Source organism: Pseudomonas sp. 203-8 (assembly GCF_020708595.1).
GTDB lineage: Bacteria > Pseudomonadota > Gammaproteobacteria > Pseudomonadales > Pseudomonadaceae > Pseudomonas > Pseudomonas aeruginosa.
Genome location: NZ_JAJFDF010000007.1, coordinates 239476 through 263486, shown reverse-complemented (window position 1 = coordinate 263486; position 24011 = coordinate 239476). Strand labels below are relative to the sequence as shown.

At 67.0% G+C, this 24011-nt stretch carries 22 protein-coding genes; 15 read left to right on the top strand and 7 right to left on the bottom strand.

The window, feature by feature from the left end; genetic code table 11:
• Positions 1-24 precede the first annotated feature (24 nt).
• From tssF to LJF27_RS18090, 12 genes are all read left to right on the top strand, one after another.
• Entirely contained in the window at positions 25-1812 is a 1788-nt protein-coding gene (gene tssF / locus LJF27_RS18145) for a type VI secretion system baseplate subunit TssF (protein WP_003449968.1), read from the top strand.
• On the top strand, positions 1776-2783 hold the full coding sequence (tssG, locus tag LJF27_RS18140) for a type VI secretion system baseplate subunit TssG (protein ID WP_003087607.1): 1008 nt from the start codon (positions 1776-1778) through the stop codon (positions 2781-2783). The genes tssF and tssG overlap by 37 nt, the downstream gene beginning before the upstream one ends.
• A 6-nt stretch (positions 2784-2789) precedes the next feature.
• Positions 2790-5423, top strand: a complete 2634-nt coding sequence (tssH, locus tag LJF27_RS18135) for a type VI secretion system ATPase TssH (protein ID WP_019371917.1) — start codon at positions 2790-2792, stop codon at positions 5421-5423.
• A 10-nt stretch (positions 5424-5433) separates the two neighbouring features.
• A complete protein-coding gene (locus LJF27_RS18130; RefSeq protein ID WP_003097799.1) occupies positions 5434-6945 on the top strand; it encodes a sigma-54 interaction domain-containing protein in 1512 nt (503 codons plus the stop codon).
• Between the two features lie 88 nt (positions 6946-7033).
• A complete protein-coding gene (locus LJF27_RS18125; protein WP_003087614.1) occupies positions 7034-7174 on the top strand; it encodes a hypothetical protein in 141 nt (46 codons plus the stop codon).
• A gap of 17 nt (positions 7175-7191) precedes the next feature.
• The gene (tagH, locus tag LJF27_RS18120) at positions 7192-8385 is read left to right on the top strand and encodes a type VI secretion system-associated FHA domain protein TagH (protein WP_023088397.1); all 1194 of its coding nucleotides are present in this window, start codon (positions 7192-7194) and stop codon (positions 8383-8385) included.
• A gap of 5 nt (positions 8386-8390) precedes the next feature.
• Positions 8391-8897 carry a type VI secretion system lipoprotein TssJ gene (tssJ, locus tag LJF27_RS18115; RefSeq protein ID WP_003122875.1) on the top strand — a complete coding sequence of 169 codons (507 nt, stop codon included), beginning with the start codon at positions 8391-8393 and terminating at the stop codon, positions 8895-8897.
• Positions 8894-10225 (top strand): type VI secretion system baseplate subunit TssK, encoded by a 1332-nt coding sequence (tssK, locus tag LJF27_RS18110; RefSeq protein ID WP_003097790.1) that lies wholly within the window; start codon positions 8894-8896, stop codon positions 10223-10225. The genes tssJ and tssK overlap by 4 nt, the downstream gene beginning before the upstream one ends.
• A 2-nt stretch (positions 10226-10227) precedes the next feature.
• Positions 10228-11097, top strand: a complete 870-nt coding sequence (gene icmH, locus LJF27_RS18105; RefSeq protein ID WP_003087622.1) for a type IVB secretion system protein IcmH/DotU — start codon at positions 10228-10230, stop codon at positions 11095-11097.
• Positions 11098-11112: 15 nt separating this feature from the next.
• Positions 11113-14640: a type VI secretion system membrane subunit TssM gene (gene tssM / locus LJF27_RS18100; protein ID WP_023115418.1), complete on the top strand. Its 3528-nt coding sequence runs from the start codon at positions 11113-11115 to the stop codon at positions 14638-14640.
• On the top strand, positions 14640-15368 hold the full coding sequence (locus LJF27_RS18095) for a PP2C family protein-serine/threonine phosphatase (protein WP_003087627.1): 729 nt from the start codon (positions 14640-14642) through the stop codon (positions 15366-15368). The genes tssM and LJF27_RS18095 overlap by 1 nt, the downstream gene beginning before the upstream one ends.
• The gene (locus LJF27_RS18090) at positions 15365-16354 is read left to right on the top strand and encodes a serine/threonine-protein kinase (protein WP_003097784.1); all 990 of its coding nucleotides are present in this window, start codon (positions 15365-15367) and stop codon (positions 16352-16354) included. The genes LJF27_RS18095 and LJF27_RS18090 overlap by 4 nt, the downstream gene beginning before the upstream one ends.
• A 27-nt stretch (positions 16355-16381) precedes the next feature.
• Here the strand turns inward: LJF27_RS18090 and LJF27_RS18085 are convergent, their stop codons facing one another.
• Entirely contained in the window at positions 16382-16762 is a 381-nt protein-coding gene (locus tag LJF27_RS18085; protein WP_003114616.1) for a VOC family protein, read from the bottom strand.
• A 245-nt stretch (positions 16763-17007) separates the two neighbouring features.
• Here LJF27_RS18085 and LJF27_RS18080 point away from each other — a divergent pair, with 245 nt between their 5' ends.
• Positions 17008-17469 carry a bacteriohemerythrin gene (locus tag LJF27_RS18080; protein ID WP_003087637.1) on the top strand — a complete coding sequence of 154 codons (462 nt, stop codon included), beginning with the start codon at positions 17008-17010 and terminating at the stop codon, positions 17467-17469.
• Positions 17470-17533: 64 nt separating this feature from the next.
• Here the strand turns inward: LJF27_RS18080 and folE are convergent, their stop codons facing one another.
• The 4 genes from folE to LJF27_RS18060 form a co-directional block, all read right to left on the bottom strand.
• A complete protein-coding gene (gene folE / locus LJF27_RS18075) occupies positions 17534-18079 on the bottom strand; it encodes a GTP cyclohydrolase I FolE (RefSeq protein WP_003087639.1) in 546 nt (181 codons plus the stop codon).
• Positions 18080-18156: 77 nt separating this feature from the next.
• Entirely contained in the window at positions 18157-18714 is a 558-nt protein-coding gene (locus LJF27_RS18070) for a Smr/MutS family protein (protein ID WP_003110434.1), read from the bottom strand.
• Between the two features lie 56 nt (positions 18715-18770).
• A complete protein-coding gene (locus LJF27_RS18065; RefSeq protein WP_003087644.1) occupies positions 18771-19091 on the bottom strand; it encodes a hypothetical protein in 321 nt (106 codons plus the stop codon).
• Between the two features lie 161 nt (positions 19092-19252).
• Positions 19253-19849, bottom strand: coding sequence for a cysteine hydrolase family protein (locus LJF27_RS18060; RefSeq protein WP_003103179.1), 597 nt, complete (start codon positions 19847-19849; stop codon positions 19253-19255).
• A 170-nt stretch (positions 19850-20019) separates the two neighbouring features.
• On the opposite strand from LJF27_RS18060, the gene prmB reads away from it, so the two are divergent.
• The gene (gene prmB, locus LJF27_RS18055; RefSeq protein ID WP_003087648.1) at positions 20020-20934 is read left to right on the top strand and encodes a 50S ribosomal protein L3 N(5)-glutamine methyltransferase; all 915 of its coding nucleotides are present in this window, start codon (positions 20020-20022) and stop codon (positions 20932-20934) included.
• 24 nt (positions 20935-20958) lie between these two features.
• Here the strand turns inward: prmB and LJF27_RS18050 are convergent, their stop codons facing one another.
• On the bottom strand, positions 20959-21738 hold the full coding sequence (locus tag LJF27_RS18050; RefSeq protein ID WP_016253575.1) for a hypothetical protein: 780 nt from the start codon (positions 21736-21738) through the stop codon (positions 20959-20961).
• Between the two features lie 77 nt (positions 21739-21815).
• Entirely contained in the window at positions 21816-22799 is a 984-nt protein-coding gene (locus tag LJF27_RS18045) for an alpha/beta hydrolase (protein ID WP_004349090.1), read from the bottom strand.
• Between the two features lie 107 nt (positions 22800-22906).
• Here LJF27_RS18045 and aroC point away from each other — a divergent pair, with 107 nt between their 5' ends.
• Positions 22907-23998: a chorismate synthase gene (aroC, locus tag LJF27_RS18040; RefSeq protein ID WP_003087653.1), complete on the top strand. Its 1092-nt coding sequence runs from the start codon at positions 22907-22909 to the stop codon at positions 23996-23998.
• Positions 23999-24011 lie beyond the last annotated feature (13 nt).

The window sequence follows — 24011 nt, the reverse complement described above, 5'->3', positions numbered from 1 at the left end:
GAAACGATATCCAGCAGGTAAGCCGTGTCCTTCAATCATTACTACCAGAGCGAACTCACCGCACTGCGCCAGCTGGGGCGCCGTTTCGCCGAGCGTAGCCCGGCCCTGGCCCCGTTTCTCGGGCAGGTCGGACGCGATCCGGATGTCGAGCGCCTGCTCGAGGGCTTTGCCTTCCTGACCGGGCGGTTGCGGCAGAAGCTGGACGACGAGTTGCCGGAACTCAGTCACTCGATGATGCACCTGCTGTGGCCGAACTATATGCGCCCGCTGCCGGCTTTCAGCATTCTCCAGTTCGACCCCCTGACCCGCCCGGGCGGGGCGCTGCGCGTGGAGCGCGATACGCCGGTCGAGAGCCGGCCGGTGGGCGAGGTCGCCTGTCGCTTCCGTACCTGCTACGCCACCGAGGTCCTGCCGCTGGTGCTGGAGGCGCTCAACTATTCGGTGACCGGCGAGGGTGCGCTGCTCGGCCTGCGCCTGGCGATGAACTGCGACGGGCATCTCGGCGAGCTGGGCCTGAGTCGGCTGCGCCTGCACCTGGCCGGCGAGCGCTACATCAGCCAGATGCTCTATCTGTGCCTGCTGCGCAACCTCGAGAGCATCCAACTGATTCCGCTGGACGCCCATGGGCGGCCGCTGGATGGCGTGGCCGGCAAGCCGATGTCGTTCCGCCTGACGGGCGAGCGGGTGCAGCCGGTGGGGTTCGCCGAAGACGAGGCGTTGATTCCCTATCCGCTGAATACCTTCCGTGGCTATCGCTACCTGCAGGAATACTTCGCGTTCCAGGACAAGTTCCTGTTCGTCGACGTGGATGGCCTTGACCTGCTCGGCGCTCTGCCCGAGGAAACCCTCAAGCAGGTTCGCGGCCTCGAGTTGCGCTTCGATATCCGCAAGAGCGGCATCCAGCGCCTGCACCCGACGCTGGAGAACGTCAAGCTGTACTGTACGCCGGTGGCCAACCTGTTCCGCCACGATGCGCTGCCGATCCGCCTCGACGGCAAGCAGGACGAGTACCTGCTGATGCCGGCCGAATACAGCCTGGAGGACTGCGGGGTGTTCTCGGTAGAGGGCGTCACCGGCTGGCGGCCGGGCGGGCTCGGCTACCAGGCCTATGTGCCGTTCGAGTCCTTCGAGCACGATCCCAGCTTCGACGTCCCGGAAGCACGGCCCCACTACAGCGTCCGGCAACGGACCTCGTTGCTGCACGATGGCCTGGACACCTACCTGAGCTTCGGCATCCGCCATCCCGAGCAGACCGAGACGCTGTCGGTGGAACTGACCTGCACCAACCAGAACCTGCCCCAACGGCTGCGCCTGGGCGATATCTGCGTCGCCTGCGAAGGCACGCCGGAGTTCCTCGGTTTCCGCAATATCACCCCGCCGACGCCGAGCTACGCGCCGCCGCTGAACCGCGATTTCCTCTGGAAACTGATCAGCAACATGTCGCTCAACTACCTGTCGCTGGCCAACGTCGACGCACTCAAGGTGATCCTCGAAACCTACGACCTGCCGCGCTACTACGACCAGCATGCGGCGAAGGTCAGCAAGCGCCTGCTGGGCGGGCTCAAGGCGGTCCGCCACGAGCATGTCGACCGCCTGCATCGGGGCCTGCCGCTGCGCGGCTTGCGTACCGAGCTGACGATCGATCCGGAAGGCTACATCGGCGAGGGCGACCTGTTCGTGTTCGCTTCGGTTCTGAACGAATTTTTCGCGCTTTACGCCAGCATCAACTCCTACCACGAGTTGCGGGTGAGGAGCACACAGGGAGACGTGTACCAATGGAAACCGCGCATGGGTTTGCAGCCCCTGCTGTAAGCGCGCTGGCCCGGGGCATTCGCGAGTACTCGCTGTTCCAGGCGGTCCTGCTGGTCATGGATCGCCTCCGCGAGGAATATCCCGGCCTGGGAGACGAGGCGCTCTACGATCAGTTGGAATTCCAGGCCAATCCTAGCCTCGGTTTCCCGGGCAGCGATGTCGATCGGGTGGAGTTCTTCGAAGAGCGCGGCATGCTGCGGGCGCGGCTGCGTTTCAACCTGATCGGCTTGTTCGGTGCCAGTTCGCCGTTGCCGGCGTTCTACAGCGAGCAGGCTCTGGGCGACAGCGAGGAGGGCAATCCTACGCGGAACTTCCTCGATCTCTTCCATCACCGCCTGCATCGGCTGCTGTTGCCGATCTGGCGCAAGTACCGCTACCGGGTGAGCTTCCAGAGCGGCGCGAGCGATGCGTTTTCCGCCCAATTGTTCGCCCTCGTCGGATTGGGCGGGGAAGAGATCCGCAAGGCCAGGGAACTGAACTGGAAACGCCTGCTGCCCTACCTGGGCCTGCTCAGCCTGCGGGCGCACTCGGCGGCCTTGATCGAGTCGGTGCTGCGCTACTACTTCAAGCATGCCGAACTGGTCGCCGAGCAGTGTATCGAACGGCGCGTCGCGATCCTCGAAGAGCAGCGCAACCGGCTCGGCCTGTTCAACAGCCAGCTTGGCGAAGACGCGGTGCTGGGCGAACGGGTCCGCGACCGCAGCGGCAAGTTCCGCATTCATATCCGCCAGCTCGACTGGCAGCGCTTCCACGAGTTCCTGCCGATCGGTCCCGGCTACCAGCCGCTTTGCGCGCTGGTTCGCTTCACCCTGCGCGACCCGCTCGACTACGACATCCGGCTGGTCTTGCGCCACGAGGAAATCCGCGAGTTCCGCATCGGCGCGCAGAACGCCTGCCGCCTTGGCTGGACCAGTTGGCTGGGCCGGGAGCGCGCCGATGGCGTGGTGACGCTGGGCAGCAAGATTCATTAAGGATGGATGAGCATGATCAACGTAGACCTGCAACAACTGATTCAGGCGCTGGATGCCGACACCCGGCGCGACCTCGAAGGCTCGGCCGAGCGCTGCGTAGCCCGTGGCGGCAGCAAGGTACTGGTGGAGGACCTGTTGCTGGGTCTGCTGGAGCGTCCCCAGGGACTGCTGGCGCGCGCCCTGCAGGATGCCGCGGTGGACGCTGGCGAACTCAACGCCGCGTTGCAAGCGCGGGGCGAGCACAGCGCCTCGCGCAATCCGGTGTTCGCGCCCGAGCTGGTGCAGTGGCTGCAGGATGCGCTGTTGCTGGCCAACCTCGAACTGGGCCGTAGCCAGATCGACCAGGCGGCATTGATCCTGGCCCTGCTACGCAACCCGTTGCGCTATGCCGGCAGCCGCTACCAGCCGCTGCTGGCGCGGCTCGACATCGAGCGGTTGAAGGATTTCGCGCTCTCGCAGCCGCTGGAGGGCGCGCCCAGCGGCAAGCCGGGCGGCGGCGAGTCCCTGTTGCAGCGTTTCACCCACAACCTTACCCAGCAGGCGCGCGACGGCAAGCTCGATCCGGTGCTCTGTCGCGACGGGGCTATTCGCCAGATGGTCGACATCCTGGCCCGTCGGCGGAAAAACAACCCCATCGTGGTCGGCGAGGCTGGCGTCGGCAAGACCGCCATCGTCGAAGGCCTGGCCTCGCGGATCGCCGCAGGGGAAGTGCCGCCGGCGCTGAGGGACGTCGAGCTGTTGTCCCTCGACATGGGCCTGTTGCAGGCCGGTGCCAGCGTGAAGGGCGAGTTCGAGCGGCGCCTGAAAGGCGTCATCGACGAAGTGAAGGCAGCGCTCAGGCCGACCATCCTGTTCATCGACGAGGCCCATACGCTGATCGGCGCGGGCGGTCAGGCCGGCGGCTCGGATGCCGCCAACCTGCTAAAGCCGGCCCTGGCACGTGGCGAGTTGCGCACCATCGCGGCGACGACCTGGGCCGAATACAAGAAGTATTTCGAGAAGGACCCGGCGCTGGCCCGGCGCTTCCAGCCCGTGCAGTTGCATGAGCCGAGCGTTGCCGAGGCGGTGACGATCCTGCGTGGCCTGGCCCGGGTTTACGAGGAAAGCCACGGTATCTACCTGCGCGACGACGCGGTGGTGGCCGCCGCCGAACTGTCCGCCCGCTACCTGGCGGGTCGCCAGTTGCCGGACAAGGCCGTCGACGTCCTCGACACCGCCTGTGCGCGGGTGCGCATCAGCCTGGCGGCGGCGCCGGAGAGCCTCGAGCGCCTGCGCGGCGAGCTGGCCGAAGGCGAGCGCCAGCGCCAGGCCCTGCGCCGCGATGCCGAGGCAGGCCTGCCGATCGACCACGATGCCCTGCAGGCGCTGGAGGAGCGCCTGGCCCAGGCGGAAAGCGAGCGGCACGTACAGGAGGACCAGTGGAGCCGCCAGCGCGAACTCGCCGAGCGCCTGCTCGCCCTGCGCCAGCAATTGGCCAGGGCCCGCGAGGCGAACCGGGAAGAGCAGGGCGGCGAGGCGGACGCGGAGACTTTCCCGGCCGACGAGCATGGCGGTGTCGAAGCCCTGGAAAAGGCCCTTCACGAAACCCGCCAGGCACTCGCCGATGCCCAGGCCCAGGGGCGGCTGGTCAGCTTCGAGGTCTGCCCGCGCCTGGTTGCCGAGGTGATCGGCGCCTGGACCGGCGTACCGGTGGAACAACTGGCGCGGGAACACAACGCCAAGGTGATGGGGTTCGCTGACGACCTGCGGGCGCGGATCCGTGGCCAGGAACAGGCGGTCAGCGCCCTGGACCGCGCGATGCGCGCCACCGCGGCCGGGCTGAACAAGCCCGATGCGCCGGTCGGCGTGTTCCTGCTGGTGGGCCCGAGCGGGGTGGGCAAGACCGAGACCGCGCTGGCGCTGGCCGACCTGCTGTATGGCGGCGAGCGTTTCATCACCACCATCAACATGTCCGAGTTCCAGGAGAAGCACACCGTCTCGCGCCTGATCGGCGCGCCGCCCGGCTATGTCGGCTATGGCGAGGGTGGCATGCTCACCGAGGCGGTACGCCAGAAGCCCTATTCGGTGATATTGCTGGACGAGGTGGAGAAGGCCGATCCGGACGTGCTCAACCTGTTCTACCAGATCTTCGACAAGGGCGTGGCCAACGATGGCGAAGGGCGCGAGATCGATTTCCGCAATACCTTGATCCTGATGACCTCCAACCTCGCCAGCGAGCACATCGCCGCGCTTTGCCAGGACGGCGCGCGGCCTTCCGCCGAACTCCTGGAGGAAACCATCCGGCCGGCGCTCAGCCGGCATTTCAAGCCGGCGCTGCTGGCGCGCATGCGCGTGGTGCCTTACTACCCGGTGGGCGGCCCGGTACTGCGCGAGCTGATCGAGATCAAGCTGCAACGCCTCGGCGAGCGCCTGGCGCGCCGTCAACTGGCTTTCGACTACAGCCAGGCGCTGGTGGGCCACCTGGCCGAGCGTTGCACCCAGAGCGACAGCGGCGCACGGTTGATCGACCACCTGCTGGACACGCACCTGCTGCCGCTGGTGGCCGACCGTTTGCTGGAAGCGATGGCGCGCGACGAGCGTCTCGAGCGGGTCCATGCGACGCTGGGCGAGCACGGCCGCGTGCTCTGCGAGTTCGCCTGAGGTGGGTGCGATGTTCAGCCGCGTACCGCAACCCCTGGCCTTCGCCGAAGCCCTGCTCGCTCAGTTCGGCGCGCTGTCGCGGGAAACCGACATCACGGCCCTGCTGGGCGGTTTCGCACGCGCAGTCGGCGAACTCAGCGGCTGTGAGCTGAGCCAGTTGTATCTGCTCGACCAGACCCATACCGCGCTCACCCTCAACGCCGAATGCCGGGACGGCCTGTTGCAGGCGCTGGAGCCGTCGAGCCTGCCGGCGGACTACACCGGCGAGCAGTTGCTGCAGTTCGCCCTGTGCCAGAACCGCGTGGTCAGTCTCGTCGACCTGCCGTCGCGGCTGCACGAGACCGGCTTCCTGCCGGCAGGGGAGCAGCCCTGGCTGTCCCTGCTCTGCGTTCCGCTGGTGAGCCCGGAGAAAACGGTCGAGGGCATGGTGGTCTGCGCTACCCGGCGCCCACTGGACCTGCAGGGATTCGCCCATCCACTGGGCCAGCTGGGCTCGTTCGTGCTGGCCCAGCTGCATCTGCTGCAACGCCTCTCGCAACCCTCCGGCGAGCCGCAGGGACCGTCCAGCGCACCGGTGGTCAGCGGCTACGGGCTGATCGGCAGGAGCGCGGCGATGCGTGAGACCTGCCGCCTGATCAGCAAGGTCCTGCACAACCCCTATACCGTGTTGCTGCAGGGCGAGACCGGCACCGGCAAGGAGGTGGTCGCACGGGCGATCCACGAGTACGGCCCGCGGCGTGCACAGGCGTTCGTGGTGCAGAACTGCGCGGCGTTTCCGGAAAACCTGCTGGAAAGCGAGCTGTTCGGCTACCGCAAGGGCGCCTTTACCGGTGCCGAGCGCGATCGTCCCGGGTTGTTCGATGCCGCGGATGGCGGAACCCTGTTGCTCGACGAAATCGGCGACATGCCCCTGTCGCTCCAGGCCAAGCTGTTGCGCGTGTTGCAGGAAGGCGAGATTCGCCCGCTCGGCGGCAACGACACGCACAAGGTCGATGTACGCATCATCGCCGCTACCCACCGTGACCTCGCCCTGCTGGTACGCGATGGCAAGTTCCGCGAAGACCTCTACTACCGGCTGGCGCAGTTTCCCATCGAGTTGCCGCCGTTGCGCCAGCGCGAGGGCGACGCCCTCGAACTGGCCCGGCATTTCGCCGAGCGCGCCTGCGTGTTCCTGCGCCGCGCGCCGCTGGGCTGGTCCGCGGAAGCGCTGGAACTGCTCGACGGCTATGGCTTTCCCGGCAACGTTCGGGAGCTGAAGGGACTGGTGGAATGCGCGGTACTGCTCTGCGAAGGCGAGGTGCTGCTGGCCGAACACTTTTCCCTGCGCGCGCCCCCGGAAGCGGAGGCGCCGCTCAAGCTGCGCGAGCATCTGGAGCAGATCGAACGGGACCTGCTGCTCGCCTGCCTGCGCAGGAACGCTGGCAACCAGACCCTCGCCGCGCGCGAACTGGGTCTGCCGCGACGAACCCTGATCTATCGCATGGGACGCCTGAACATTCATTTCGGCGATCCCCGGACCTGAAGCCCATGATCGAGATTTCCTTCCAACCAGCCCAGCCGGGCGCGCGCCTGGAGCGCGGCGTCCGCGGCCCTTCCATGGAGACTCCCTGATGCCTGTTCGTCACTGGCCCGCCGTGCTTCTGGCCCTGGCCGTCCTCTGCGGCCTCGCCGGTTGCAGCGGCAACTACAAATTCAACGATGGCGACTATCGCCCGCTTGGCGATCCGCAGGCGGTCAATCGCGGCAAGTGACCGCAAGGAGCGATCTCATGGAACTGGTATTGGAAATGCTCAGCGCCAAGCAATTCGTACCGACGGAGCTATGCAGCAAGACCTTCGGCAGGAGCGGCGGCCTCATCGGCCGGGGCGGTGAGTGCGATTGGGCGATTCCCGATCGCAAGCGGCACCTGTCCAAGCAGCATGCGCGGGTCAGCTATCGCAACGGCGCGTTCTACCTGACCGACACCAGCAGCAACGGCATCCGCGCCGGCAACGGCAGCCGCCTGCCGCATGGCGAGCCGCAGCGCATCGAGCAGGACAGCGTCTTCCTGCTCGGCGACTTCGAGATCCGCGCGCGGTTGCTGCGCGAGCCCGACGAGCTCGCCATGGACGTCGGGCGGCCGCAGCCGGCGGGCAGCATCATTCCGGACGATGCCTTCCTGGCCCTCGATCCGTTGCAGGCGCTCGACCAGGACGGTGCAGATGCCTACGAACTCGACGACCTGAGCGCGATCGCCCAGCCCAGCCAGGAGGCCGGGGCGCGTGCGGACTACGCGCGGATCGACATGGAAAGCCTGGTCGTACCGGAGCTGGTGCCCGCCCCGGCGGCTCCGCAGGAACCCGTGGAAAGTCCGCGTCCGGGTCGCGACGAAGCCTTCTGGCAGCGTTTCGGCCAGGCCCTGGGAATGGACCTCGAAGGCCTCGACGGCGCTGCGCGCGAAGCGCTGGCGATCAACGCCGCCGGTTTGCTGCGGCAGTGCATCGGCGGCTTGCAGCAGAGCCTGCGGACCCGCAGCGAACTGAAGAACGAACTGCGCCTGTCGCTGAGCACGTTGCGCGATACCGGCAAGAATCCCTTGCGCTTCAGCGCCGATGCCAGCGAGGCGCTGGGGCATCTGCTACGGGATGGCAAGCCTGGCCAGTTGAGTGGCGAACAGGCCGTCGCACGCAGTTTCCGCGACCTCCAGGCGCACCAGGTGGCGCTGCTCGGCGCCAGCCGGGCGGCGGTGCGCGCGACCCTCGAGCATTTCTCGCCGCAGCAGCTGGCCCTGCGTTTCGAGCGCGACGGTCGCCGGCCGTTGCTGGCCACCTCGGGCAGCCGCTGGCGTGCCTACGGTCGCTACCACCAGTCGCTATGCCAGGACGACGATTGGAGCGAGCGTCTGTTGGCGCGTGATTTCGCCCAGGCCTACGAAGAGCAGGTTCGCCTGATTTCCACCCTCTACACCGAGCACCAAGGATGATCGCCATGTCTCGTCGCCCGATCCCGCCAGCCAGGGCGCTGGCCATGCTCGCCGTCCTGGCGCTGCTGGCCGGCTGTTCCACGCTGTCGCCGTATTCCAGACTGACCAAGCTCGACCTCGCCCTGAGCGCCGGCGAGCGGGTCAATCCCGACCTCAATGGCCGGCCGTCGCCGGTGGTAGTGCGGCTGTTCGAGCTGAAGCACCCGGTGGCGTTCGAGAACGCCGACTTCTTCAGCCTCTACGAACGTCCCAAGGAGACCCTGGACCCCGACCTGGTGACCAGCGAGGAGCTGGAGCTGCGTCCCGGCGAGCGGGTCGAACTCAAGCTCAGCGTGGGGGAGGGGAGCCGCTACGTGGGCGTGCTCGCCGCCTACCGCGATCTCGGCGAGGCAAGCTGGCGCTACGTGGTGCCGGTCACGGCGAAAGAGCTGACCCGGGTAGAGCTGAAGCTGGGCCAGAAGGGCATCCTGAATGCCGGCGAACTGCTCGGCAAGGCGGGTGACGCGCGATGAACGTGCACAAGATCGTCTGGCAGGAAGGCATGCTGCTGCGCCCGCAGCACCTGCAACACAACGACCGCTACTACGACAACCAGATGAAGGCCCGGACCCAGTTGCTGGGCAGCTACAACTGGGGCTTCCTCGCCCTGGAGCTGGACCGCCAGTTCCTCAACATGGGCAAGCTGGTGATCAGCCAGGCCTCCGGCGTATTGCCCGACGGCAGCCTGTTCGAACTCGGCGGCAACACCGAGCCGCTCGCCCTCGACGTGCCGCCCAATACCTCGAACGTGCCGATCTACCTGGCCCTGCCGCTGGTCACCGGCAACCACATCGAGGCGCGTCGGCCGGAACAGGCCGAGGTCCTGGCGCGCTATACCGCCTACGACCTGGAGGTGGCGGACTCCAACGCCGGCGAGGATTCCATGGTGCAGGTCAGCTGCGCGCGGCCGGATTTTCGCCTGCTGCTCGGCGAGCAGCAGAGCGACCAGGCCTACGTCAAACTGAAGGTGGCGGTGGTGCTGGATACCACGCCGGACGGGGTGATCAGCCTCGATCCCGACTTCGTGCCGAGCTACCTCCACGCCCACGCATCCGCCTACCTGCTGTCCTGCCTGAAGGAGGTGATCAGCATGCTCGGCCATCGCGGCGACACCATCGCCGAGCGTATCCGGTCCAATGGCAAGGTCGGCGGCGCGGAGGTCGGCGATTTCATGATGCTGCAACTGATCAATCGCACCGAGTTGCTGCTGCGCCACTACCTGGGATTGGAGCAGGTGCATCCGGAGCAGTTGTACCGGGTGCTGCTGACCATGCTCGGCGACCTCGCCACCTTCGGCAGCGAGAGCAAGCGTCCGCGCCTGGACAGCCGTTACCAGCACAGCGACCAGGGCGCCAGCTTCCGCAGGCTGATGGAGGCGATCCGCCAGGTCCTGTCGATGGTGCTCGAGCAGCATGCCATCGAACTGCCTCTCCAGGCCCGCCAGTACGGCATCCTGGTCTCGCCCCTGCACGACCACAAGCTGCTCGGCAGCGCCTCGTTCGTGCTCGCCGCCAGTGCCAATTGCGAGTCGGAGGAACTGCGCCAGCGCCTGCCCGCGCATCTCAAGGTGGGTGCGGTCGAGCACATTCGCCAACTGGTCAACCTGCACCTGCCGGGGATCCGGGTCAAGCCGCTGCCGGTGGCGCCGCGGCAGATCCCGTTCCACTCCAACAAGACCTATTTCATTCTCGAACCCAACGCCGAGGACATGGCCCAGCTGGAGCGCTCCGGCGGTTTCGCGTTCCACGTATCCGGCGAGTTCTCCGAGCTTGAACTGAAATTCTGGGCCATCAGGAACTGAACATGATCAAGGAAAGGGAATACCACGAGGACGAGAAGACCGTCCTCCTCGATCACCAGGGACAGGTACCGGCCCAGGGGCCGCTGACCGATTTCGCCGAACCGCCGCGCTTCGAGCAGCTCGAGGAGCGGATGATCTACGCGGCGCGCCTGCGTCCGGGCGAGGCCTTCAACGTCAGCCTGAACCCGCTGGTGGCGGCGGCTTCCGAACTGCTTTCGGAAGTGGTCCGGCTCAAGCACAGCACCGTGCTGGAGAACCTTGCGGCGCTCAAGGAGCGGTTGACCTCCGCCATGAAGCTCTTCGAATTCCGCGCCGTGCAGGATGGCGTGGAAAACAGCCAGGTCATGGCGGCGCGCTACGTGCTGTGCACGGTGGTCGACGAGGCGGTGGTGACCACCCCGTGGGGCAACGAAAGCGAATGGTCGAAGATCAGCCTGCTGAGCAGCTTCCATAACGAGACCTTCGGCGGCGAGAAGTTCTTCCAGTTGCTCGACCGGCTGTCGAAGAACCCGGTCAAGCACCTGCCGATGCTGGAGCTGATGTACCTCTGCCTGGCCCTCGGCTTCGAGGGCAAGTACCGGGTGATGGCTCGCGGCGTGCTCGACCTGGACGGTATTTCCGATGCGCTCTACCGGCAGATCCGCCAGTTGCGCGGCGACGTGCCGCGCGAACTGTCGCCGCACTGGCAGGGGCTCAGCGACCAGCGTCGCGGCCTGGTGCGGATCGTGCCCTGGTGGATGGTGGCGCTGTTCACCCTGGTCTGCCTAGTGGTGATGTATTCGGGATTCGCCTGGGTTCTCGGCGAACAACGCGACACGGTGCTGCAGCCTTACCAGTCGCTCGATGCGGCGGCAGGACAGCCCGGTTCGTAAACACAGGGACGCGAAATGAAAAACTTCTTCAAGAAAGTCGGCGCCTTCCTGCGCAAGACGTGGGTCTGGACGCTGTTGCTGGTACTCCTGGCGGCATTGCTGGTGTGGTTCGTCGGGCCGCTGCTGGCGGTCGCCGACTACAAGTTCTGGGAAAGCCCGACCTCGCGGTTGCTGAGCATCAGCCTGATGTTCCTGGTCTGGGGGCTGGCGATGGTCTTCGTCAGTTGGCGCGCCGGAGTGCGGCGCAAGGCCGTCGAGGACAGCGACGAGGGCCAGGAGCGCCTGCGCCGCGACGGTCTGATCGAAGACGAACAGAAGGAATTGCGCAGCCGCTTCAAGGACGCCTTGCGCACCCTGAAGACCTCCAGCCTGTACCGCGGCCGCAGCGAGCGCTGGCGCAACGAGCTGCCCTGGTACCTGCTGATCGGCCCGCAGGGAAGCGGCAAGACCAGCCTGCTGGACTTTTCCGGACTGGAATTCCCGATCAACCGGATCGACCGCAAGCTGACCCGCGACACCGCCGGCACGCGCTACTGCGACTGGTACTTCGCCGACCACGGCGTCCTGATCGACACCGCCGGGCGCTACCTGACCCAAGCCGACGGCGAGGTCGACGGGGGCGCCTGGGCGACCCTGCTCGGCCTGTTGCGCAAGCGCCGCCGCGCACGGCCGCTGAATGGCGTGATGGTGTCGATTCCGGTGGAAACGTTGCTCAGCGACGACGAGATGGCGCTGGATACGCTGGCTCGCCAGGTGCGCGCGCGCCTGCAGGAAATCCAGCAGACCCTGCACCTCGATCTGCCGGTCTACCTGGTGCTGAGCAAGGCCGACCAGTTGCTCGGCTTCGACGAGTTCTTCGACCAGTTGAGCCGCGAGGAGAGCGACCAGGTTCTGGGCACCAGCTTCGGCAAGGAGCAGAACGGCACCGATGTGACGGTTCTGCGCCAGGCGTTCGAGGACCTTCTGCGACGCCTGAACAGCCAGGTGATCATGCGCATCCACCAGGAGCGCGATACCCTGCGTCGCGGTCGCATCCTCGACTTCCCGCACCAGCTTGGCCAGATCGGCGAGCGGTTGTGCCTGTTCGTCGAACTCGCCTTCACCGGCAACCGCTACCAGCGCGCCAGCCGCCTGCGCGGCTTCTACCTGACCAGCGCGCCGCACCTGGCCCAGCAGCTGGATGAAGACACCGCCGGCATCGGCGCCAACCTGGGGATCGCCAGCGGCCTGTTGCCGACCCTGCGCAACGGGCGCTCGCGCTTCATCCATCACCTGCTGAGCCAGGTGATCTTCCCCGAGGCCAACCTGGCAGGTCTCGATCGCCGCGAACGCACGCGCATCCACTGGGGCCAGCGCGCCCTGTACGTCGGTTCGCTGGCGCTCCTTCTGCTATTCGGCCTGCTCTGGGCTGGCGGTTTCTCGGCCAACCACGAGCGCCTGGAGCGGCTACGCGAGCTGGCGCAGCAATGGACCCAGCAGCGCCAGGCGCTTGGCGAGCGCGACGACGCCATGGCGGCGCTGAAGACGCTGGATAGCAGCTATGCGGCGACCACCGTGTTTCCGCCCAAAGGGGAAGTCTCGCTGCACGAGCGCGCCGGGCTGTACCAGGGCAACGAGGTCAACCCGCCGCTGGCCGCTGCCTATCGCCGCGAGCTGGAGACGCAACTGCTGCCGCGCGTGGCGCGGATGCTCGAAGCGCAGATCCGCGGCAACATGCAGAATCGCGAACGCCTGCTCAACAGCCTGCGGGCCTACCTGATGCTGAATCTGCGCGAGCGCCGCGAGAACGGATGGCTCAAGGACTGGGTGGCTACCGACTGGTCGCAGCGCTATGCCGGCAACGGCACCGTGCAGAATGGCCTGAACACGCATTTCGCCCGTCTGCTCGAGCAACCGTTCAGCTATCCGCTGAACGAGACCCTGGTGGCCCAGGCACGCCAGGTGCTGCGCAGCGAGTCCCTGGCCAACGTGGTCTACCGGGTGCTGCGCGAACAGGCGCGAAGCCTGCCCGAGTATCGCTTCGGCCAGCACCTGGGGCCGCAGGCCGGTCTGTTCGTCGGCACCGACTACGTGATCCCGGGCTTCTACACCCAGCAGGGCTACCAGCAGTACTTCGTGGTCCAGGGCGCCAGCCTGGTCAACGACATCCTTCGCGACAACTGGGTCCTGGGCGAGGGCAGCGGGATCAGCGACATGGACCTGCGGCGCCTGATGGTCGAACTCGAGCAGCTGTATTTCCGCGACTACGCGAACTTCTGGAGCGAGGCGGTCGGACGCCTGGGCCTGCTGCCGTTCAACGATGCCGGCGAGGGCGCCGACCAGGTTTCCGGGCTGCTCGCCGCCAACTCGCCGATCCTCCAGTTGTTGCTGGAGGTCCGTGAGAACACCCGTTTCCCGGTCCTGGCGGAGAGCGCCGAGGCGCTGGCAGAGGCCAGCGACAAGGCCGCGGAAAAGGGCGGCAAGCTGGGCAAGGCGGCCGCCGCGGCGGCCGGCAAGGCCAGGGACGCGTTGGCGAAGAACCTGCCGGATACCGCGAAGAAGTCCCTGCAACGCCGCTTCGAGCCCCTGCATCGCCTGCTCGACGATAACAACGGCCCGGCGGCCGACCTCACCCCGCTGTTGCAGGCGCTCAACGAGTTGCAGTTGCAACTCGCCGGACTGGCGCGCGCCAGCCAGCCGGAGCAGGCGGCTTTCGACATGGCGAAGAGCCGCATGGGCGGCCAGCGCGATGCCCTGAGCAACCTGCGCAACGCCTCCGCGCGACTGCCGCGACCGCTCGGCGGATGGTTCAGCGTGCTGGCCGAAGACGCCTGGCGGCTGGTCCTCGGCGATGCCTACCTGTACCTCAACCAGCGCTACCAGAGCGAGCTGTACGGTTTCTACAGCAAGGCGATCAACAAGCGCTACCCGTTCAACGCGCACAGCGCCAGCGATGTCGCGGTCAGCGATTTCCGCGAGTTCTTCAAGGCGCAGGGCGTCGCCGAACGCTTCTTCGAAACCTACATGCGGCCCTTCGTCAGCGGCGACCCGGGCAGTTACCGCCTGCGCAGCGTGGACGGTTACAGCCTGCCGATGTCCAAGGTCTATCTCGACCAGATGGGCACGGCCCAGGTGATCCGCCAGAGCTTCTTCGCCGAGAACCCGGCCGAGCCACAGGTGCGCTTCCGCCTGGAGCCCTATACCCTCGATCCTGGCGTCAGCCGCGCCGAGTTCCGTTTCGACGGTCAGTCCATGGAGTACCGCCACGGCCCGATCGTGCCGATGTCGTTCAAGTGGCCCAGCGACACCGACGGCGGCCGCACCAGCCTGGTGCTGGAGAAGATGGCCGGACGACCGGTGGGAATCGAACGCAATACCGGGCCCTGGTCGCTGTTCAGGCTGTTCGACCTGATGCAGACCGAGTACCTCAGCGGGCGTGACGTGATGGTGCTCAAGGCCGACCTGGGCGGCCTGCGCGCCAACTACCTGCTGCTCGCCCAGCGCACGCCGAATCCGTTCGATCTCGCGGTCCTGCGCAGCTTCCGCATGCCGGTGCAGCTCTGATGCAACGCACCGAGCCCTGGCGCAGCGCGGCACGCACGGATCGCGGCAAGGTCCGCGCGCGCAACGAGGATGCCTTCCTGGACTGCCCGGATCGCGGGCTCTGGGCGGTCGCCGATGGCATGGGCGGGCACCAGGCCGGCGACCTGGCCAGCCGGATGATCGTCACCAGCCTGGCGGAACTGCCGGCCCGGGCGGGATTCGACGAGCGCCTGAACGCGATGCGCCAGTGCCTGCACTGGCTCAACCGGCGCCTGGGCGAGGAACTCACCCTCAGCGCCGAACGCGGCGACAGGATCATCGGCAGTACGGTGGTGGCGCTGGTCGTGGAGGGTTCGCGGGCGGCCTGCGTGTGGGTCGGCGACAGCCGCTGCTACCTGTGGCGCGGCCAGCGGCTGTACCAGCTGTCCCGCGACCACTCGCTGTTGCAGCGACTGGTCGACGAACGGCGGATGGATATCGAGCAGGCCCGCGCCTATCCCTCGGCGCGCGCGCTGACCCGTGCCGTCGGCGCTAGCGAACAACTGGTGCTGGACGTGTTGGAACTGGAGGTGCATCCCGGTGATGTCTTCCTGCTCTGCAGCGACGGGCTCTACGAAGAGCTGAGCGCCGATGCGCTGGGTCGCGCGTTGAGCCTGGCATCGCCGCAGGTGGCGGTGGAGCGGCTGTTCGACGGTGCCCTGAGCGGCGCCGCACGGGACAACCTGACGGCCGTGGTGATCCGCCAATGAACGAACCGCTGTCGTCGCTGGAGCTGCTGCCGGAGGAGGAGGGCGGCGCGAACCTGACCTATTTCGCCTTCGCCGCCCCGACCGCCTCGGCGCCGGACCTGCCGGCGGTGTTGCCCGGTCCGCTGCCGGACGTTCTTTCCGGGCGCTACCGTCTGGAGCGGATGCTCGGCGCCGGCGGCATGGGGACGGTCTACCGTGCCCGGGACCTGCTCCATGAGCAGTTCGGCGACCCGGCGCCGCTGGTAGCGCTGAAGCTGCTCAACGAGTCGGTCGCCGAGTCACCCGACGCCAGCGCCTTGCTCTATAGCGAGTTCGCCCTGACCCGGCGCTTGCGCCATCCGAACGTCGTGCGTCTGTTCACCTTCGACGTCGACACCGCATGCCAGCGCGCCTACATCGTCATGGAACTCATGCCTGGCCTGCCGCTCGACCGCCTGCTCTGCGAGCGTCCCGAAGGCCTGCCCTGGTCCGAGCTGAGCGCGATCGCCCGGCCGTTGCTGGATGTTCTGGCCTACGTCCACGAACAAGGAGTACTGCATGGCGACCTGAAGCCGAGCAACGTGATGCTCGGCGAAGAGGGCGTGCGGCTCTTCGACTTCGGCCTCGGCCAGGCGCAGGCAGGCATCCTGGATGGCCTGCCGCAGCTCAGCCGGGGCCGCATCGACGCCTGGACTCCGGGCTACGCCGCTCCCGAACTGCTCGAGGGTGCGCCATTGTCGCCGGCGGCCGACCTGTATGCGCTGGCCTGCGTCCTCTACGAACTGGCCGATGGTCGCCATCCGTTCCGCCGCCTGCCCTCGAACCAGGCCCGGGAGCAGGGGCTGGAGCGCCAGCTGCGCGCGCCCGGACACCTGCCTCGGCGCTGCTGGCCGGCGCTGCGTACCGCCCTGAGCCTCGACCCCGAACGGCGCTGCATCGGCGTCCGCGAATTGCAGGAAGCGCTGGGCGCGCGGCGTTCCTGGCTGGCCGGCGTTCTTGCCCGTTGAGCCGGCGGCGCTCGGTTTGCAGGACCTCTACGGCCGCTCTCCGCAAGCGCTCTGCAGGGCGATACGATTGCCTTCGCTGTCCCTGATCTCGGCGATGAACACGCCGTCGCCAAGCGGCGTCTTCGGGAAGAGGATTTCGCTGCCTTCGCCGAGGGCCCGGGCAATGACGGCATCCAGGTCCGCGACATTCAGGTAGATGATCGCCCCATGTAGCGTAGGCACGTAGACGTCGCCCTCGGCGAGTGCGCCGCTGGCACCGTCACGGCCTTCCTCGAAGGGGAAATGCGCCATTCTGCTTCCGTGCAGGGTGGCTACCTCGCCGAACGCCACTCCGAACACCGAGGCGTAGAAACGCATCGCCCTCTCCAGGTCGGACACCGGTATTTCCACGTGCGCGATCAGGTTCATTTCCTTCCTGTCCTGTCGGGACCACTGGTGACGCTGCTTTCCGGCGACGATGGCGGATGTTCAGCCGCGCGAAACCGAGCGGATCGAGCGGGCATGCCGCCGCGAGGGGGGCGAATGAATTCATGCGAAATTCATTAACATCTTGTCCCGCTTGACCGGCGTCAATACCCGTACTGCGTCACAAAAATACCCTGGCCCCAGGCCGTTCGGAAAGGCCGTTCGCTGTTCGCTTGGGGGAAGTCATCATGGCGCATCTGGTCTGGCAGGATGACCTGAATACCGGTATTCAGGTCATCGACAATCAACACAAACGCATCGTCGAGATGATCAATCACCTGCACGACGCCCAGCAAGGCAAGGAACACGCGGCGATCGCCGAGGTGATCGAGGAGCTGGTGGACTACACGCTGTCGCACTTCGCCTTCGAGGAAACCCTGATGGAGGATGCCGGCTACCAGTTTTCCCGGGCGCACAAGAAGATCCACGAGCTGTTCATCCGCCGGGTCTCCGAATACCGGGTGCGCTTCCAGGCCGGCGAGGATGTCGGCGACGAACTCAAGGGCTTGCTCTCGCGCTGGCTGTTCAACCACATCCGCAACGACGACGCCGGATATGTGGATGCGGTACGCCACAGCATGTCCGAACTGGTCAAGGACAAGAGCGAGGGCGGTTGGTTGTCGCGCTCGATGAAGCGCTTCTTCGGCTGATCGCCGGGGAAGGAAACGCAAAACCGGCCCAGTGGGGCCGGTTCTTTCGCCAGCGGACCTGGCCTCAGCGGATCAGGCTGAGGAATTCGCTGCGGGTGGCGGCGTTGTCGCGGAATTCGCCGAGCATCACCGAAGTGACCATGGACGAGTTCTGCTTTTCCACGCCGCGCATCATCATGCACATGTGCTGGGCCTGGATCACCACCGCGACGCCGAGGGCGCCGGTGACCTGCTGGACCGCCTCGGCGATCTGCCGGCTCATGTTCTCCTGGATCTGCAGGCGGCGGGCGTACATGTCGACGATCCGCGCGACCTTCGACAGGCCGAGCACCTTGCCGTTCGGGATATAGGCCACGTGGGCCTTGCCGATGAAGGGCAGCAGGTGGTGCTCGCAGAGCGAGTACAGCTCGATGTCCTTGACCAATACCATTTCGCTGTTGTCGGAGCTGAACAGGGCACCGTTGACGACTTCTTCCAGGCTCTGTTGGTAGCCGCGGCACAGGTACTTCATGGCCTTGGCGGCACGCTTGGGCGTGTCCAGCAGACCTTCGCGGTTAACGTCCTCGCCGAGCTGGGTGAGGATCGAGGAGTAGTGTTGTTCCAGGGACATGAGCGTTCCAGTCAGACGATTACCAGCGCGGAGGGTAGGACGTCGCCGGGCCGCTGGCAAGACTCGGCGCTTGCCGGCTACTCGTCGCGGCCTTCGAGCATGGTCCTGCGCAGCATCACGTAGACCGAGCCGGTGCCGCCGTGGCGTGGCAGGCAGGAGGTGAAACCGAGCACCTGCGGGTGTTGGCGCAACCAGGTATTGACGTGGCTTTTCACCAGCGGGCTGCGTCCGTCCTTGCGCGCGGCCTTGCCATGGGTCACGCGCACGCAGCGGATTTCCAGGCGGGTGGCCTCGGCAAGGAAGTCCCACAGTGTCTGCCGGGCCTTCTCCACGCTCATGCCGTGCAGGTCGAGGCTGCCGTCGAAAGGCACCAGGCCCTGCTTGAGCTTGCGCAACTGGCCTTCCTGGACGCCGTCGCGGGCCCAGGACAGCTCGTCCTCGGGGCCGACGTCGATGACGAACTGGTCGGACAGGCCATCGACGCGGATTTCGTCGTTGCGCACGCTGGCATTGAGCTGGCGTTGCTTGAGTTGCTGGCGGTCGTTGCGAGGTTTGCCGGTATCGGCTCGATCGACCGAGATGCGCTTGACGCCGCGCATCTCGCTCTTGAACAGGGAAAAGTCGTCGTCTTGCATGGGAGCCTCCGCGAAGCGGCGCAGTTTACCGGATCGGCCGGACGCCGGCAGCCCGCTCAGTCGCGCTTTTTCATCAGGTTCGGCGACAGGCTCAGGTCGCTGTTGCGGCGGCTGCGGCGGCGGCTGAAACGCCAGAAGAACACGCCGAGGCAGAGCGACAGCAGGCCAAGGGCCAGCAAGACGCCGCCAGCGGCGGGTTCGATATGCAGCATGCCGACAGCCGGCTGGCGGCCGATCAAGGCCGAGGTGCCGGCCAGCGACAGCAGCACGCCCAGGCTCGCCACCAGGGCCGCGAACGCCGCCGCCAGGCGCCAGCGCCAGACTCTCGGCCGGCGCGGGCGCAGCCGGCGCGCATCGAAACTATCGGACAACTTCATCCCGACTTCCTCGTGTGTCATCGGGGCTAGGACCGGAACCTTCCGGCCGGGTTCCCGGACTCCCGGGAGCCGTGCGCCACTCGTCTTCTCGCCGCAAGCCATGGCCCTGCAGGCAGACTAGTCCTCCGCAGGGCGGGACGGGAGGGCGGCTGGATGGGCGGTCAGAGCAGTTCCCGGGCCTGGGCGACGATCGCCGCGAAGTTGTCGCCGAGGGCGGCGATCTCGGCGCGTTGCAGGTCCGCGGCGCTCAGGACCCCGCCGTTCAGGGTGGGTATGTCGCGGGTGGCGCAGGCGCTATCGGCGAGGGTGCAGCGGTAGCCGTAGTCCTTGGCCGCGCGCACGGTGGTGCTGACGCTGGAATGGGTCATGAAGCCGCAGACGATCAGGTCGAGACGGCCGTGGTTCTGCAGCAGGTCGTGCAGCTCGGTGCCGGAGAAGGCATTGGGCAGGCGTTTCTCCACGACCTTTTCCCCGGCTTCCGGTTGCAGTTCCGGGAGGAACTGGCCGCGCGGCCCTTGCGGATCGAACAGGCCGCCCTGGATACCCAGGTGGCGTACATGCACGATGGGCGTACCGCTGGCGCGGGCCGCCTGCACCAGCACGCCGATCTCCGCGGCGGCGGCGTCGAGGCCTGGCAGGCGCAGGGCGCCGCTGCGGTACTCTTCCTGGGCATCGATGATCAGCAAGGTGCTCTGCCGAAGGGGGGCTGGCGGGTAGCCGCGTCCGCTGATCTGCAAAAGGGTGAGCGGATGAGGCATGTCACTACTCCTGAGAAGGCACATGCCTTTCATTCTGGCCCCTATCGGCGAGCCTGTGAACCTTTGCCGCATGCGCACTAAAGTGGTATGGACTTCCCGCGCTGGAGGCCAGCTCCGGCGCGATCGGCTAGAATGTCGCCCTTTTGTGCGTTGCGAGGAGCAATTCCGTCATGTCCGAGTCCCGTCTGCTCACCCTGCGCGACTACATCCGCTGGGCTGTCAGCCGTTTCCACGCCGCCGGCCTGTTCTTCGGTCACGGCACCGACAATGCCTGGGACGAGGCGCGCCACCTGGTTCTGGGCTCCCTGCACCTTCCCTGGGAAATTTCTGACAGCTACCTGGATTGCCGCCTGGAAGACGATGAACGCGCCGAGTTGGCGGAGATCCTCCGGCGGCGCATCGAGGAACGGATTCCGGCGGCCTACCTGCTGGGCGAAGCCTGGTTCTGCGGGATTCCCTTCAGCGTCGACGAACGCGTGCTGGTGCCGCGCTCGCCTATCGCCGAACTTATCGAACAGCGCTTCGCGCCCTGGCTGCCGGCCGAGCCGGCGCGAATCCTCGACCTCTGCACCGGTTCCGGCTGCATCGGCATCGCCTGCGCCTATGCGTTCGAGCAGGCGGAGGTGGTGCTCGCCGACCTGTCCTTCGATGCGCTGGAGGTGGCCAACGTCAATATCGAGCGCCACGACCTCGGCGAGCGGGTCTACACCGTCCAGGGCGACGGTTTCGCCGGGCTTCCCGGCCAGCGTTTCGACCTGATCGTGTCCAATCCGCCCTACGTGGATGCCGAGGATTTCGCCGACATGCCGGCGGAGTTCCATCATGAGCCTGAACTCGGCCTGGCCTGCGGCGACGACGGCCTGGACCTGGTGCGACGGATGCTCGCCGAGGCGGCCGACCACCTCAGCGAGAAAGGCCTGCTGATCGTCGAGGTGGGCAACAGCGAGGTCCATGTGCAGGCGCTGTATCCGGAAGTGGACTTCACCTGGCTGGAGTTCGAGCACGGCGGCCACGGGGTGTTCATGCTGTCCGCCGCGCAGTGCCGCGAGCACCGGGAACTGTTCCGTTCGCGCTTGGAAAAGTGATCGGAGGCGGCTGGTGCCGCCGGTTCAGTGAGTGGCGATCCAGATCAGCAGGCCGGCCTGGAACACCGCGAAGGTGGTCAGGCAGGCGATGGTGAAGCGCAGGCTGGTGTCGTCGCGGCGGTAGTGGTTGATGCGCTGTTCCAGTTGGCGGATCTCCGCATCCTGGGCCTGCAGGGTCTGCTCGGCCTGTTCCAGCATCGCCGCGGCGTCCAGCAGCGGCACGATCTGCACCTTGTCCTTGTGCCAATCGCTGTGCAGCTCACTGACCCGGCCGGCGCTGTAGCGGGCCTTGAGCAACCGCTGGTCCTCATAGCTGACGTCGAAGCCCTGGGCGCGGATGAAATGGTCGCGGCGCAGGCGTGCGTCTTCGGTCAGGCCATCCTTCAGCGCCAGTGCGCCGCCTTCCACCTTGTAGTGGGCCCAGCGTCGTTGCGCCCAGGCGATCGCCTGGGCCAGCAGGAAGCGGCCCAGCCCGCGGTTCAAGGGTTCCAGGCTGAGCCCGGCGTCCGAACCGAAACGCACTTCCTTGTTGCGATGATCGGCCCAGACCTCCAGCAGGTTCTGCTCCTTGCGCAGCATCAGGCCTGGCACCTGGATGCTCAGGCGCAGCAGGCTCTGGTCCGCGCTGTGCCGTTCGACCCTGCCGAGCTGGACGAAGCGCAGGGGGCGGGCGCCGGTCGCGCGGTCGGTGGGCAGTGGCGCCAGGCGGAGCAGGCGGAAATGCTCCGGGGCCAGTTCGGCCCAGGGGTGCGGCGGTTTCTTCTCGGCTTCTTCTGCGGCCGGTTGGGTATCGCTATCGATCATCGGACATCCTCTGGCCGGCCGCCTTCACGGGCCGGCTTTCAGAACTTGTCGGCGCGGGAAGCGATTTCTGTAGCGGCTCAGCGGCCTTTTTCCGCCTCTGCGCCGCGCAGGATGAAGCGGCTGACCGCCTCGACCAGTTGCCGGGCCAGCGGCAGGTTCGGGTCGTTGTAGGCGGAAAGCTGCTGGAGACCGGTGCTCGGGGCGATCCGCAGGATGTGGTTCATGCCGTCGATGAGCACCAGTTGCGAGTCGGGCTTGGCTCGCTGGAGCGCCTCGGCGTCGGCGACGCCGACCTGGATGTCATTGCGGCCCTGGACGATCAGGGTCGGGATGCGCAGGCGGCCGAACGCGCGGGCCGGGTCTTCGCGGAACAGCGAGATCAGGTACGGCTGCACGCTGGGGCGGAGCAGGTTGGCGAGCGCCGGCGGGATATCGCCGCGGGTCTCGCCGGCCTTCAGCGAAGCCAGCACCGAGTCGGCCTGGCGCAGTTGCGCCGGCGGCAGGCGACCGCGCAGTTGCTCGCGCAGCACCCGGTCGATGGGTTGGCCGCTGCCGGCGATGGCGATCAATTCCTCGGCCGGCGTGCGAGGCGCCGCCAGGCTGGCGATCAGCGCGCCTTCGCTATGGCCGACCAGGATCAGCCGGGAGAAGCGCGGGTCGCGGGCCAGCCGCTCGCTCCAGGCGACCACGTCGTCGACATAGACGCCGACGCTGAGGTCTTCCTCGCGCGGCGCCGCCGCCAGGCTGCGGGCGACTCCACGCTTGTCGTAGCGCACGCTGGCGATTCCGCGTTCGGCCAGGGCCTCGGCGAGACGCAACAGGTAGCGGTTGTTGCCGCCGAAGGGGTTGTTGCCGTCGCGGTCGGTGGGGCCGGAGCCGGCGACCAGCAGGACCACCGGCGGCGGCACGGCGCTGCGCGGCAGCAGCAAGGAGCCGCGCAGCACGCCGTGCCCGGTGTCCAGGTCGTAGGGGCGGTGCAGGATGCTGTTGGGAGCGGCGTGGGCCAGGCTGGCGAGCAGGCAGAACAGGGCGAGGAGGGCGCGCGGCATGGAGGTCTTCATGGGCCGATGATAGCGCTTTGATCGCGTCCTCCGGGGAAGGTTCGCAGGCCCGTCCTTGACGGGTATACTCCGATGTCTTTCCCTCTCGTCCTCACGCGGAGCCTCGCATGTCCGGCAACACCTACGGCAAGCTCTTCACCGTCACCACCGCAGGCGAAAGCCACGGCCCGGCGCTGGTCGCCATCGTCGATGGGTGCCCCCCGGGGCTGGAACTGTCCGCCCGGGACCTGCAACGCGACCTCGACCGGCGCAAGCCCGGCACCAGCCGGCACACCACCCAGCGCCAGGAAGCCGACGAGGTGGAGATTCTTTCCGGGGTGTTCGAGGGCAAGACCACCGGCACGCCGATCGGCCTGCTGATCCGCAACACCGACCAGAAGTCCAAGGACTACTCGGCGATCAAGGACCTGTTCCGCCCGGCCCATGCCGACTACACCTACCACCACAAGTACGGCGTGCGCGACTACCGCGGCGGCGGCCGTTCCTCGGCGCGCGAGACCGCCATGCGCGTGGCCGCCGGGGCTATCGCCAAGAAATACCTGGCGGGCCTGGGCATCCAGGTGCGCGGCTACATGAGCCAGCTCGGGCCGATCGAGATTCCGTTCAGGAGCTGGGACAGCGTCGAGCAGAATGCCTTCTTCAGCCCCGACCCGGACAAGGTGCCGGAGCTGGAGGCCTACATGGACCAATTGCGCCGCGACCAGGATTCGGTCGGGGCGAAGATCACCGTGGTTGCCGAAGGCGTGCCGCCGGGCCTGGGCGAGCCGATCTTCGACCGCCTGGACGCCGAACTGGCGCATGCGCTGATGAGCATCAACGCGGTGAAGGGCGTGGAGATCGGCGCCGGCTTCGCCAGCATCGCCCAGCGCGGCACCGAGCACCGCGACGAACTGACCCCGCAAGGCTTCCTGTCGAACAATGCCGGCGGCATCCTCGGCGGGATCTCCTCCGGCCAGCCGATCGTCGCCCACCTGGCGCTGAAGCCGACCTCCAGCATCACCACTCCCGGGCGCTCGATCGATACCGCCGGCGAGCCGGTGGACATGATCACCAAGGGCCGTCACGACCCGTGCGTCGGCATCCGCGCCACGCCGATCGCCGAGGCGATGATGGCCATCGTCCTGCTCGACCAGTTGCTGCGCCAGCGTGGGCAGAACGCCGACGTGCGCGTCGACACGCCGGTCCTGCCGCAGCTGTGAGGGCTGTGGCAGG